Genomic DNA, 13,370 nt, shown 5'->3' on the forward strand with positions numbered 1-13,370 from the left:
TTTATTATAGGAGGAACAAATGGCAGAAAAACATATGTTTTTTACTTCTGAATCCGTTACGGAAGGCCATCCAGATAAAATAGCAGATCAAATTTCTGATGCTGTTTTGGATGCGATTATTGAAAAAGATCCAAAAGCTCGTGTAGCTTGTGAAACACTTGTGACTACAGGTTTAGTCCATGTAGTAGGGGAAATCTCTACTAATACATATGTTGATATTTCTCGTATTGTACGTGACACAGTTCGTGAAATTGGTTATACACGTGCAAAATATGGTTTTGACTGCGATACTTGTGGTGTATTAGTTTCCATTGACGAACAATCTGCAGATATCGCTATGGGCGTAGATGAAGCATTAGAATCTAAAGATGGTAACAGCGAAATCAACGATAAAATCGGTGCTGGTGACCAAGGTATGATGTTTGGTTACGCAACTAATGAAACACCTGAATATATGCCTATGCCAATTTCTTTAGCTCATCGTTTATCTCGTCGTTTAGCTGAAGTTCGTAAAAATGGTACATTGACATATCTTCGTCCAGATGGCAAAACTCAAGTTACTGTAGAATATGTTGATAATCAACCTAAACGTATTGATACGATTGTTATTTCTACACAACATAGCCCAGAAGTAACACAAGAGCAAATTAAAAATGATTTGAAACGCTATGTTATCGACGCTGCACTTCCTGCAGAATTCATTGATGAAAATACTAAATTCTTCATTAATCCTACAGGTCGTTTCGTTATCGGTGGACCTCATGGTGACGCTGGTTTAACAGGTCGTAAAATTATCGTAGATACTTATGGTGGTATGGCTCGTCATGGTGGTGGTGCTTTCTCTGGTAAGGATCCTTCTAAGGTTGACCGCTCTGCAGCCTATGCTGCTCGTTATGTAGCTAAAAATGTTGTAGCAGCAGGCTTAGCTGATAAATGCGAAGTACAAGTAGCGTATGCTATTGGTGTTGCAAAACCTGTATCTATTTTAGTTGATACATTTGGTACCGCTAAAATTGAAGAAGAAAAAATTCAAGAATTAGTAAGTAAACATTTTGACTTGCGTCCAGCAGGTATCATTGAAATGCTAGACTTATTAAAACCTCATTATCGCAAAACTGCTGCGTATGGTCACTTTGGTAGAACTGATGTTGATCTTCCTTGGGAACATACTGATAAAGCTGATATTTTACGTCACGAAGCTGGTTTATAATTTGAAAGACTTAGTAGCCTTGGCTACTAAGTCTTTTTTTTATTCCTTTATCATATGATATAATAATTAGATTAGAGGAGGTGAACTAATGCGCGTAGCAAGTATTATTATAAATAGACCTGCAAAACAATTACATAAACCATTAAGCTATTTATTGCCTGAGAAATTTGGCGATGTAAAAGCAGGAACTCGTGTATTAGTTCCCTTAGGTGGTAGCCGTGAAGAAGGTATACTCATTGGTTATGAAGAGTTACTAGAAAAACCAAATTATACTTTACGTTCTATCATAGATATTCTCGATAGCGATCCTTGGTTTACTTCAGAGATGATGGATACGGCTAAACAAATTAGTAAGTATTTCTTATGCTCTTTTGGAGATGCATTGCGATTATTTACAGTTCATAAAACATTAAAATCTTATGATGCACCTAAAGAAGAATGGTTAGTTGTTACAGCTGAATTTAATATTGATCAAGTGAGTCCTAAAAAACGTAAACAACGGGAACTAGCTACTTATTTAATTGAGGTCGGTGGTGCTCCAAAATCTTTGTTAAGAGCAAAAGGCTTTTCCTATATGGTTATTAAACAAATAGGTGAAGAGAAGGGGATTCACATTGAAAAACGTTTTAAAGATACAAAAACTACTTTTACAGAACTCCTTAGTGGTGAGGAGAGTATTCCCTTAACAGATGCACAGATGACTGTATATGAACCAATTAAGAAAACTATAGATCTTGAACAGCATGAAACATTTCTGTTACATGGTGTAACAGGTAGTGGTAAGACACAGCTTTATTTGAAAGCAGCAGCTCGTTGCATCGGTAAAGGCAAAACCGCTATTATTCTTGTTCCAGAAATCATATTAACAGATCAAATTGTTCGAAGATTTGTATCTACCTTTGGGGATGAGGTCGTAGTATTTCATAGTAAATTAACGATTAGTGAGAGAAATAATAATTGGGAGCGTATACGAAGAAAAGATAGTCATATCATAATCGGTGCTCGTTCAGCTGTGTTTGCACCGGCTGAAGATATTGGACTCATCGTACTAGATGAAGAGCATGATACATCGTATAAGCAAGAGGATATGATTAGATATAATGCTAAGAATGTTGCATTATGGCGTGGCAAAGCCCACAATTGTGCAGTTCTTTTGGGTTCCGCTACACCATCCATAACTTCGTATTACAAAGCTTCAGAAGGTGAATATAAATTATTAGAATTACCTAATCGTATATTTGATCAACCTATGCCTCGTGTTCAAATAGTGGATATGAAGGAAGAAATGATACGTGGTAATTATTCTGTGTTTTCTGATGCTATGATGGAGTTGATTCAATGTACGCTCGCTGATGGAAACCAAATGATTATTCTTTTGAATCGTCGTGGTTATAGTACCTTTGTTATGTGCCGAGATTGTGGTGAAACTATTATGTGTCCCCATTGTGAGGTGGCGATGGTGTATCATCAGGCAGGCGAAGAACTACGATGTCACTATTGTGAGCATCATGAACCAATCCCTACCATATGCCCCAACTGTCATAGCAAAAGAATTAAATTTTTTGGTTCTGGCACACAGAAGGTAGAGGAAGAATTGCGTCGTCATTTTAAATCGGCTCGCATTGCTCGTCTTGACCAAGATGTAACTAAACATAAAGATGTGGGTGAAGAGATTTTACAAGATTTCAGAAATCATAAATACGATATTTTATTGGGCACTCAAATGGTTTCTAAGGGGCATGATTTCAAGGATGTTACAGCTGTTGGGATTTTGACGGCTGATTCAGTCCTAAATATTCCAGTCTATTCGGCATCAGAACGTGCGTTTGATTTACTGACTCAAACATCAGGTCGTGCTGGTCGTGGTGATAAGTCAGGTACCGTTGTGATACAAACGTATAATCCTTTAAATTATGCTATAATAAAGAGTAAGGCTCATGATTATTTGGGCTTTTACAATGAAGAAATAGAAAATCGTAGGGCCTTAGGTTATCCACCATTTCGCGAGATGATTTATATGGTCGTAAGACATGTAAAGGAAGATATGGCTGAAAATATAGCTCAAAAGATTGTAGATGAGTTAGAGCAACATTTTCAATCACAACCGATTGACTTTAATGGTCCCTATGAAGCTGGCATAAAAAAAATACGCGATATGTATCGTTTGTCGATTATGATTCGCGGTGAAGATTTAGATGCTGTGAAAGATTATATTTATAATTCTTGGATTTTTACACAAGAGGGCTTACTCATAGATGTAGACCCCATTTAATAAGAGGAATAAATGGCAGTACTTGAAGTAGTAAAAGCAGGTCATCCAGTTTTAAAAGAGGTGGCTGAACCTGTAGAACATGTAAATAAAAAATTACGTACACTAATTGAAGATATGGCAGATACCATGTATGAAACTGAAGGTGTTGGATTAGCAGCGCCTCAAGTTAATGTATCTAAGCGAATTATTGTTGTTGATGACCATGCTGGTAGTGGTTTAATAGCTCTTATCAATCCTGAAATCACTCATGGTGAAGGTTCTCAAATCGGCTTAGAAGGCTGTTTGAGTGTTCCTGGATATTTTGGTGATGTAGAGCGTTATGAAAAGGTAACTGTAAAGGGGATTGATCCTCATAATAAGAAAGTTACTATCAAAGCTGAAGGGTTTTTGGCGAGAATTTTTCAACATGAAATAGACCATTTAGAGGGCCATTTGTTTATTGAAAAAGCAACAAATTTACGCCGTATTACAGATCATCCGGAGGAGAAGGAAATTGTCTAATTATAAGCCGTTACGCATTGTATTTATGGGCACTCCAGATTTCTCAGTACCTACATTACAAGCATTAGTTGAAGCAGGGCATTCTATTGTAGGTGTGTACTGTCAACCTGATAAACAAAAAGGTAGAGGCAAACAAATTCAAATGCCCCCTGTAAAAGAGGCGGCATTATCTTTAGATTTGCCTATTTATCAGCCTGTAACGCTTCGTGAGGAAACTGTACAAGAGGAATTAATGGCTCTTGCTCCAGATGTTATCGTTGTTATTGCTTATGGAAAGATTTTACCACCATGGCTAATTCGTTTGCCTAAATACGGCTGTGTTAATATCCATGCATCTATTTTACCTAAATATAGAGGTGCTGCGCCTATTCATTATGCAATTTTAAATGGTGACACTAAAACGGGGGTTACTATTATGCATATGGATGATGGTTTAGACACCGGTGATATTATCGATATTGCAGAAATAGATATTCTTCCAGATGAGACGACGGGCGCTTTATTTAATCGTATTGCTGAATTGGGGGCCCGTACAATTTCTCCTGTTTTAGATAAATGGGTGAATGGTGAGATTATATCAATGCCTCAAGATGATAGTCTTGCTAGCCATACCTCTAAAATTACAAAAGAGATGGGACTTATCGATTGGTATCAACCAGCAGATAAGATTGTTAATTTAATTCACGGCTTAAATCCTGCCCCTGGGTGTTATACATATTTACAGGGGAAACGTTTAAAGGTTTGGCGTGCTCAAAAGGTGATTGTTGAGTCTGTAAATGCAAATGAGGCTATTGTTTCTATAAATAATAATCAGCTTACTGTAGATGTTGCCAAGCCTGGTACTATTGTTCATACAACGAAAGGTCTTGTCGTTTCAACTGGTGAACAAGGTTATATTCTGCTTATAGAGGTACAACCAGAAAATAAAAAACGCATAAGTGGGCAAGATTTTATTAATGGTCACCAAATTAAAGGTGGTATTGCATTTGATGAAGTGTAATGAATCTTATAAAACATATCCATTATATTTAAAGCTATCTGCCCTGTCTTGTATGGCAATAACCTTAATCATGAGCTTTACTATGTATATAGTGTGGCCTGGTTTAGAACAGATATCTTATACCTTAGCTTTGGTGAGTGAAATCATTGGGGGAATCATAATTTTAATCGTCTGGTTCCTATGGTTTCTTCTAGCTATTGCATCAGCAGGGGCTACATATATTCATCCTATATTATTACGTATTGCAAATCGTTTTATATATTTACTTTTTCCAGTATCCTTGGGATTAGGAAGGGTTTTTATAGGTATAAAAAAAGATGAATTGCGTCAATCCATGATTGATTTGATTAATCATTTAGTAGGCATGAAATTATATAAGGTATGTCCCGAGCGAATTCTTCTGTTAACACCTCACTGTTTACAAGAAAATACATGTATTCACAAGGTGACACATGATGTATATAATTGTAAACAATGTGGCCGTTGTCAGGTGGGAGGCCTATTAGGAATAGCAAAGGAATATGGTTGTCAATTTATTGTCGTTACTGGCGGTACATTAGCTCGTATGAAGGTTAAAGAAGCTAAGCCAAAGGCTATTATTGCTATAGCATGTGAACGGGATCTTGCCAGCGGCATGGCTGATGTATTTCCGATTCCTGTCATTGGCGTATTAAATCAGCGACCTAACGGGCCTTGTTGTAATACTACTGTCGATATTAATAAGGTGCGAGAGGCTGTAGAATTATTGATTGATAAGGATACTTATGAACGAAATTGCTAAGAATGGACAAAAACAAAATATACGATTATTGGCGGTAAAGGCATTATCTGATATCAATCGAAATGGTGCTTATGCTAATATAACTTTACAGGACTATATTTCTAAACATAATTTAGCCGATTTAGATAGACGTTTCTTTACTGAACTTGTATATGGTGTGGTACGAAGACGTAATTATTTAGATGCTATTATTGTGCATTTTGCTAAACGACCTTTGAAGAAATTATCTTCTATGGTTGTAGAGATTTTGCGTCTAGGTATTTATCAAATTATTTATATGGATAAAGTTCCTGAAAGTGCAGCTGTTAATGAATCAGTCAAACTAGCTAAAAAATTAACTCGTGGCTTATCGGGTTTTGTGAATGCTATTTTGAGGTCTGTTATACGGGAACAAGATAGCATTGGTGTCGAGGATTTAGCATCAAATGATATAGAGGTAATATCTTTTATTTATAATATTCCTTTATGGCTTATCGATTTATGGATGAGTGAGTTTGGTCGTGATAAGACAGAGAGTTTATGTGCATGGTTTAATCAACAGCCTAAATTGACTGCACGAATTAATACAATTCTTATAGATATTCCTCAATGTTTAACTTTATTAAAAGAACAAGGCTGGGATGTTTCGCAGGATAGTAATTACAAGGATATTATTTATATAAATAGCCATCGCGGTAGTCTTGAAAAATCTGATGCAGTTATAAAAGGTTATATAACTTTCATGGATAAGGCCTCTATGTTGGTAGCACGATTAGTTAATCCTCAGCCTGGTGAACGTGTATTAGACTGTTGTGCTGCTCCTGGTGGGAAATCAATGTATATGGCAGCCTTAATGGATAATACGGGCTCATTGATGAGTTGTGACATACATGAGCATAAGATTGCTCTAATGGAGTCGAATGCTCAACGATTAGGTATTTCTATTGTTCAAACTAAGGTTCAAGATGCTACTGAATTACCATCTGCATGGAAATCGTACTTTGATCGAGTATTGGTTGATGTCCCTTGTTCTGGTCTAGGTATATTACAAAAGAAACTTGATATGCGTTGGCGCAAGGATGAATCTACTCTTTCAGAATTACCGCCATTACAATTGGCAATTTTAGAACGAGCAGCAATGACTGTTAAAGAAAAGGGATATTTAGTATATTCCACTTGTACGCTAAACTACAAGGAAAATGAAGATGTAGTTGAAGCATTTTTACAAAAGCATAAAGAATTTTCCATAGTCCCTGTAGGTACTGATTTTCCACTAAAGTCAAATAATGGTATGATTACAACATATCCACCTACAGATGATATGGATGGTTTCTTTATGGTTAAAATGCAACGTATATCTTAACTAAGTAGTTATCAGTAAATGGGAGAACTCATGATTGAATTATTAGGTAAATCCTTAGTTGAATTGCAATCGTTATTTGAAGAACATAAGATTCAAAAATTCCGAGCTAAGCAATTAATAGATTACATATATCATCGACATATTTTTGTCTTTCAAGATATGACACAATTCCCTAAGATGTTAAGAGATTGGTTGGACGCGAACTGCATAATATCGATTCCAAAGATTGTTACACAATCTATTTCACCAGATGGCAAAACTCAAAAGTTATTATTAGAACTTATTGATCATAGTCGAATTGAAGCGGTGTTGATGGAGCAACATTATGGTAATTCTGTATGTGTTTCATCTCAAGTTGGCTGTGCGATGGGCTGTGTTTTTTGTGCTTCTACACAGGGTGGATTATTTAGAGATTTAACTGTTGCTGAAATTGTAGGACAAGTTGTTCTTTTTAGTGCCTTAAAGCAGAAGGACATCCATTCTTTAGTCGTTATGGGGGCTGGTGAACCGCTACAAAACTATGATAATGTATTACAAGCATTGAAGCTTATTCACGACCCTATTACATTTGATATTAGTTATAGAAAAATGACGATTTCCACGTGTGGATGGGTTCCTAATATATATAAATTGGCCGATGAGGATCTTCCAATTACATTGGCATTATCGCTACATGCTACAACAGATGAAACACGTCGTAAGATTATGCCTGTTGGATCTCGTTATAAGTTAGATGAGGTATTAGAGGCTGTAAAATATTATTATGAGAAAACACAACGACGTATTACTTTTGAATATATTTTAATAGATTCAATTAATGTGTCATTAGAGGAAGCTCATGAATTAGGAAAAATTGGTAAAGAATTCCCTAATTGTCATGTAAACCTAATTCCTGTAAATGGTAATGAGCATATTAATTTATATAAACCTTCTAGTAAACATATGAACATATTTAAGGATATCATCGCCTCCTATGGTGTTTCTGTTACAATTCGTAAAGAAATGGGGGATGCTATTCAAGCCGCATGTGGGCAGTTAAAGGCAGCTCATGGACGGAAAGAGGAGATTCATGAATAATATCGTAGGTTTAAGTAAAATAGGATTAGTTAGAAAGCAGAATGAAGATCGCTTTTTTATTAGCGATAATATTTGTGCTGTTACCGATGGTATGGGTGGATATAGAGGCGGAGAAATTGCCAGCACCTATGCTGTTGATGAAATAAAAGAATATTTACAATCTATATCAACCATTGATGAATTATCCTTGGTGGATGCTATATTGCATGCGAATACTCGCATAGTCAATCGCGTAGCTCGTGAGGAACGTCTCAGTGGAATGGGCACTACTGCTGTTGTAGTGGCTAAGGTAGATGATAAACTATTATGGGCTAGTGTTGGCGACAGTAGACTCTATATTTTTAGAAATGATGAACTAACTCAAATTACTACTGATCATTCTATGGTGCAACAACTATTAGAAGCCGGAGAAATTACAAAAGAAGAGATGTTTAAGCATCCTCAACGTAATTTACTTACTAGAGCAGTTGGTGTTGAAGAAGATTTACAAGTCGATAGTGGTACATTATCCGTAAAATCTGGAGACCGCATTTTATTATGTACTGATGGTTTATCTGGGTATATTAGTGATGAGAGAATACGTCAGGTATTACATGATATTGAAGATAATACAGAAGTATTGGATGCATTGATTGATGATGTATATAATGCAGGTGCCGGAGATAATGTTACTATTATCGTAGGTACTATCTAACTTAGATATGGAGAGTTATAAATATTATGAAGATTAAAGATACATTGTTGGATAATCGCTATCGTATCCTGTCTAAAATTGGCGTCGGTGGTATGGCTGACGTATATAAGGGCGAAGATACCTTATTAGGGCGTCCAGTAGCTATTAAAATTTTACATGCAAATTTTGCTAGTGATGATGAGTTTGTAAGTCGTTTTAAACGTGAAGCACAAGCTGCGGGTAAATTAAACCATCCTAATATTGTAAATATGTATGATGTTGGCTACGACCAAGATATGCATTACATCATCATGGAATATGTGGATGGTGAAACATTAAAAGAATATATTACCCGTCACCATAGATTATCTATTGATGAGGCTGTTAAAATAACCATTTCTATTGGAGAAGGTTTAGAGCACGCACATGCGATGGGGATTGTGCATTGTGATATAAAACCTCACAATGTCATTATCACTAATACTGGTCGTGTAAAGGTAACTGATTTTGGTATTGCTCGTGCTATGAATTCTACTAATACCGTAATGTACACCAACTCTATTATGGGATCGGCTCACTATCTTTCACCAGAACAAGCTAGTGGCAAATCTGTAGACGGCAATACGGATATCTATTCACTAGGTGTTGTTCTATATGAAATGTTAACTGGTAAGGTTCCTTTTGAAGGTGATACGCCAATTGCTGTTGCATTAAAACATGTACGAGAAAAGGTAATACCACCTACGCGATACAATCCTTCGATTCCTCCATTATTAGAATCTGTTGTACTGAAAGCATTAGCTAAAAATCCAGCAGATCGTTTTGAATCTATTTCAGAAATGATGGGTGACTTGCGTTTATCTCAAGGCTTTACAATGGGAAAAACTCAACGTCATGAGCCATATGATTTTGCAACACAAATGATTCCAGCGGTAGATCCAGATACACTAGATGATTTTAGTGATATTGATGACACTACGCCAAAAGAGGTACAAAAGAAATCTATGCTTAGTAAGATTGCATCTATACCACAAAAATATATTGTTTTAAGTGCGGCTGTTATTTTCTTGATTGCATTTTTAGGCGCATTCTTGAGTTATGGTAATTTTTGGAGTAATACTACTGTTGATGTGCCAAATGTTGTGGGCAAACAAGTATCAGTAGCGAAAAATATATTAGAAGATAAACATTTGCGTGTTTCTACTAGTGAAGTTACTAATACCGATGTACCAGCGGGACAAGTTATCTCTCAAAGCCCTGGTTCTGGTGAAAAGGTTAAGGAACAACGAACTATCCATCTTGTTGTATCTAAGGGTGTTGGGGATATTACCGTTCCAGATTTATCCGGTATGACTGTAGAACAAGCTAGACAACGACTTAAAGATTTAGGATTAGTTGTCGGTAAGATAACACAAGGTTCTATTGAAGGTAAACCGGATAATACTATTGTTGCGCAAAGTCCTTCTGGCGATTCTAAAGTATCTAAAGGTACAACTGTTGATCTAGTTGTCAATAAACCTCAAACTAAAAAAGTTAAAATGCCTGATGTAGTTGGTATGACCTTGAAAGATGCTCGTCAAGTTCTAGGGTCTAATAATATTGGGGTTAATCAAATTTCTGGTTCTGTAGATGAAAAAGCAATTGTTACCGAACAAAGTGTAAAAGCTGGTGAAGAGGTTAATGAAGGTAGTAGCCTAAACTTAGCTACTGAATTAAAAGACTCTAAGAAAAAAGAGGATTCTAAACAAAGTTCCTCCAACCGAACTAAAGGGACTGTCGATGTAACCGTTCCATCTGGTTCAAAGAATCAAGAATTAAAGATAGTTGTTAAAGATGATGAAGGTTCTACGGTTATCTATGATGATACAAATAAACCGGGTGACCGCATCGTTAAAAATGTATCTGGTGTTGGTAACGTGCGTATAGAGGTGTATCTAAACGGTGCGTTAGTTCAGGATACAACATTGTAGAGGCCTTATGAATAAAGGTATTGTTATTAAAAACATGAATGGTTACTATTACATTCAAGATGAATTAGGGACCATTCATGAATGCAAAGTAAGAGGACGTTTAAAAAAATCAAGATATAGTTTACTCGTAGGTGATCGCGTAGAATTTTCAGAAGATGGCTTTGTAGAATGTATTTTGCCACGTCAAAATTCTATGGTTCGCCCTGCGGTGGCCAATATTGATCAAGTCATCCTCGTCGTAGCTGCACATAATCCAGATATTAATGAATTATTATTGGATAAGATGCTTGTCATGATAGAACATGCCGATATTCCGGTAGTGCTATGTGTTAATAAGTATGATGTAGGTGATACATCTACAGATCAACTTATCGATAAATATAAAGCCATTGGTTATCAAGTTATTACAACCTCTGCTACAGCGAAGATTGGCATTAATGAATTACGTAATAAATTGCTGCATAAGGTGACTGCCTTTGCAGGACCTTCAGGTGTTGGTAAAAGCAGTCTATTAAATGCTGTTGATGAAAAATTTGCCTTTCAAACGGGTGATATAAGCGATAAAATTAAACGCGGAAAACATACAACAAGACATGCATCATTGTTTAGCTTAAATACTGACTCCTTTATTATGGATACGCCTGGTTTTAGCGCCATTGAGTTTACTGATATCACTTTGGAACGATTGCCAACGCTATTTCCAGAGTTTTCTGATTATGTAGAGGCTTGTAAATTTCATCCATGCTATCATGAACATGAACCAATTTGTGGTATTAAGGATGCTTTGGTTAATCATAAGATTTTTGAAAGCCGTTATGATGCATATACAATCATTCGAAAGGATATTCAGAACCAAAGAAAGAGGTTTTAATATGATTAAAATAGCTCCATCTATGTTATCAGCTGACTTCTCTATACTCCGTGACGAGCTTAAAAGTATTGAACAAGCTGGTGCGGATTATCTTCACATTGATATTATGGACGGACATTTCGTACCAAATTTAACATTTGGTGCACCTATTGTGAAAGCCATTCGCCCTCATACCACATTACCATTTGATGTGCATTTGATGGTTACTAATCCTGCTGATTATGTTGAAGAGTATGCGAAAATTGGCGTTGAATATTTTACATTTCATCAAGAAACAGTTCCACATATACATCGTTTAATTCAACAAATAAAAGCAAATGGCATGAAGGCTGGCGTTGCACTTAATCCAGGAACACCAGTCGCCACATTAGAAGATGTAGCTGCAGATCTCGATATGATTTTAATTATGTCTGTCAATCCTGGTTTTGGGGGACAAACTTTTATTCCACGGGCAGTTGAAAAAGTTAAACAAGCTAAAATTTTATTGGAAACAATGGGGAATCATGATGCTGTTATTGAGGTTGATGGTGGTATCAATGATATTACATGCATCCCAATAAAAGACGCCGGTGCTACTCTGCTAGTTGCGGGATCAGCTGTATTTTGTGCTCAAGACAGAGCTAACATGATAGAATCAATACGAAACAACTAAAACTCGTACATGTATTATGGACTATGAAAAATAATATATTTGATGAAGAGTCAGTAATTATTAAATAATTACTGACTCTTCTCTTGCTTTTACAATATTTTTCTGATAAAATTATTGGGTATGAAAAATATGCACGTCAGTGGACTTCGGTACTGTGCCTAATTTTGGGTGACCCGGAGGATGAAGCGGCGGAGGTTAATTAACAGGAGGTGCCACAATGGCAGTAGTATCAATGAAACAATTATTAGAGGCTGGTGTACACTTTGGTCATCAGACTAGAAGATGGAACCCTAAAATGGCGAAATTCATCTTCACTGAACGCAATGGTATTTATATCATTGACTTGTCTAAAACAGTTAAAAAAGTAGAAGAAGCTTACAATTTCTTACGTGAAGTTGCTTCCCAAGGCGAAGTTATCCTTTTCGTAGGTACTAAAAAACAAGCTCAAGAAGCTATTAAAGAAGAAGCTATCCGCGCTAACATGTTCTTCGTTAACGAACGTTGGTTGGGTGGTATGTTGACTAACTTCAAAACAATTGAAACTCGTATTAAACGTTTAAAACAATTGGAAGCTATGGCAGAAGATGGTACTTTCGAAGTATTGCCTAAAAAAGAAGTTATCGGCCTTCGTCATGAAATGGAGAAACTTGAAAAATACCTTGGCGGTATCAAAGATATGCCTAAAATGCCAGGTGCTCTTTTCGTAGTTGATCCTAAAAAAGAAAAAATCGCTATTGCAGAAGCTAAAAAATTGGGTATTCCAGTAGTTGCAACAGTTGACACTAACTGTGATCCAGACGAAGTTGAATTCCCAATCCCAGCAAATGATGACGCTATCCGTGCAGTAAAATTATTGGCTGGTAAAATGGCTGACGCTGTTCTTGAAGGTCGTCAAGGCGAATCCTTCGAAGAAGGCAATGCTGAAGCTGCAGAATAATTCTGTTAGCACTTAATCATAATTGATTAGCATTTGAAAGATAAATCTATAACATATATAATTAGGGTAAGGACTATATCCTTA

The 13,370-nt window shown here is 36.3% G+C and carries 12 protein-coding genes; all 12 read left to right on the forward strand.

What is annotated here, in order from left to right:
• The first annotated feature begins 19 nt into the window (after nt 1–19).
• The 12 genes from metK to rpsB all read left to right on the forward strand — a co-directional run bounded on the left by metK (nt 20) and on the right by rpsB (nt 13,286).
• Complete coding sequence (gene metK, locus VEI_RS04330; RefSeq protein WP_059362272.1) at nt 20–1,210, forward strand: methionine adenosyltransferase; 1,191 nt, start codon at nt 20–22, stop codon at nt 1,208–1,210.
• A gap of 88 nt (nt 1,211–1,298) precedes the next feature.
• On the forward strand, nt 1,299–3,482 hold the full coding sequence (gene priA, locus VEI_RS04335; protein ID WP_059362277.1) for a replication restart helicase PriA: 2,184 nt from the start codon (nt 1,299–1,301) through the stop codon (nt 3,480–3,482).
• Between the two features lie 12 nt (nt 3,483–3,494).
• On the forward strand, nt 3,495–3,983 hold the full coding sequence (gene def / locus VEI_RS04340; RefSeq protein ID WP_059362280.1) for a peptide deformylase: 489 nt from the start codon (nt 3,495–3,497) through the stop codon (nt 3,981–3,983).
• Complete coding sequence (gene fmt / locus VEI_RS04345) at nt 3,976–4,983, forward strand: methionyl-tRNA formyltransferase (protein WP_059362283.1); 1,008 nt, start codon at nt 3,976–3,978, stop codon at nt 4,981–4,983. Before def ends, fmt begins: the two co-directional genes overlap by 8 nt.
• Complete coding sequence (locus VEI_RS04350) at nt 4,940–5,764, forward strand: DUF116 domain-containing protein (protein ID WP_059362286.1); 825 nt, start codon at nt 4,940–4,942, stop codon at nt 5,762–5,764. Before fmt ends, VEI_RS04350 begins: the two co-directional genes overlap by 44 nt.
• Nucleotides 5,748–7,106 (forward strand): 16S rRNA (cytosine(967)-C(5))-methyltransferase RsmB, encoded by a 1,359-nt coding sequence (rsmB, locus tag VEI_RS04355; protein WP_059362289.1) that lies wholly within the window; start codon nt 5,748–5,750, stop codon nt 7,104–7,106. Before VEI_RS04350 ends, rsmB begins: the two co-directional genes overlap by 17 nt.
• A 30-nt stretch (nt 7,107–7,136) precedes the next feature.
• Nucleotides 7,137–8,183 (forward strand): 23S rRNA (adenine(2503)-C(2))-methyltransferase RlmN, encoded by a 1,047-nt coding sequence (rlmN, locus tag VEI_RS04360; protein WP_059362292.1) that lies wholly within the window; start codon nt 7,137–7,139, stop codon nt 8,181–8,183.
• Entirely contained in the window at nt 8,176–8,877 is a 702-nt protein-coding gene (locus VEI_RS04365) for a Stp1/IreP family PP2C-type Ser/Thr phosphatase (protein WP_059362295.1), read from the forward strand. The genes rlmN and VEI_RS04365 overlap by 8 nt, the downstream gene beginning before the upstream one ends.
• A 26-nt stretch (nt 8,878–8,903) precedes the next feature.
• On the forward strand, nt 8,904–10,826 hold the full coding sequence (gene pknB / locus VEI_RS04370; protein ID WP_059362298.1) for a Stk1 family PASTA domain-containing Ser/Thr kinase: 1,923 nt from the start codon (nt 8,904–8,906) through the stop codon (nt 10,824–10,826).
• A gap of 7 nt (nt 10,827–10,833) precedes the next feature.
• Nucleotides 10,834–11,697, forward strand: a complete 864-nt coding sequence (gene rsgA, locus VEI_RS04375) for a ribosome small subunit-dependent GTPase A (RefSeq protein ID WP_059362301.1) — start codon at nt 10,834–10,836, stop codon at nt 11,695–11,697.
• A 1-nt stretch (nt 11,698) separates the two neighbouring features.
• Entirely contained in the window at nt 11,699–12,349 is a 651-nt protein-coding gene (rpe, locus tag VEI_RS04380; protein WP_059362304.1) for a ribulose-phosphate 3-epimerase, read from the forward strand.
• A 217-nt stretch (nt 12,350–12,566) separates the two neighbouring features.
• The gene (gene rpsB, locus VEI_RS04385; RefSeq protein ID WP_005379396.1) at nt 12,567–13,286 is read left to right on the forward strand and encodes a 30S ribosomal protein S2; all 720 of its coding nucleotides are present in this window, start codon (nt 12,567–12,569) and stop codon (nt 13,284–13,286) included.
• Nucleotides 13,287–13,370: the final 84 nt, after the last annotated feature.

The sequence above is a fragment of the Veillonella tobetsuensis genome, assembly GCF_001078375.1.
GTDB lineage: Bacteria > Bacillota > Negativicutes > Veillonellales > Veillonellaceae > Veillonella > Veillonella tobetsuensis.

Bases quoted from the DNA above. Each gene is read 5' to 3' on its own strand.
- rsmB (WP_059362289.1), top strand. From the start codon at position 5,748: ATGAACGAAATTGCTAAGAATGGACAAAAACAAAATATACGATTATTG.
- priA (WP_059362277.1), top strand. From the start codon at position 1,299: ATGCGCGTAGCAAGTATTATTATAAATAGACCTGCAAAACAATTACAT.
- rsgA (WP_059362301.1), top strand. From the start codon at position 10,834: ATGAATAAAGGTATTGTTATTAAAAACATGAATGGTTACTATTACATT.
- def (WP_059362280.1), top strand. From the start codon at position 3,495: ATGGCAGTACTTGAAGTAGTAAAAGCAGGTCATCCAGTTTTAAAAGAG.
- rpsB (WP_005379396.1), top strand. From the start codon at position 12,567: ATGGCAGTAGTATCAATGAAACAATTATTAGAGGCTGGTGTACACTTT.
- VEI_RS04350 (WP_059362286.1), top strand. From the start codon at position 4,940: ATGGTCACCAAATTAAAGGTGGTATTGCATTTGATGAAGTGTAATGAA.
- rlmN (WP_059362292.1), top strand. From the start codon at position 7,137: ATGATTGAATTATTAGGTAAATCCTTAGTTGAATTGCAATCGTTATTT.
- metK (WP_059362272.1), top strand. From the start codon at position 20: ATGGCAGAAAAACATATGTTTTTTACTTCTGAATCCGTTACGGAAGGC.
- rpe (WP_059362304.1), top strand. From the start codon at position 11,699: ATGATTAAAATAGCTCCATCTATGTTATCAGCTGACTTCTCTATACTC.
- VEI_RS04365 (WP_059362295.1), top strand. From the start codon at position 8,176: ATGAATAATATCGTAGGTTTAAGTAAAATAGGATTAGTTAGAAAGCAG.
- pknB (WP_059362298.1), top strand. From the start codon at position 8,904: ATGAAGATTAAAGATACATTGTTGGATAATCGCTATCGTATCCTGTCT.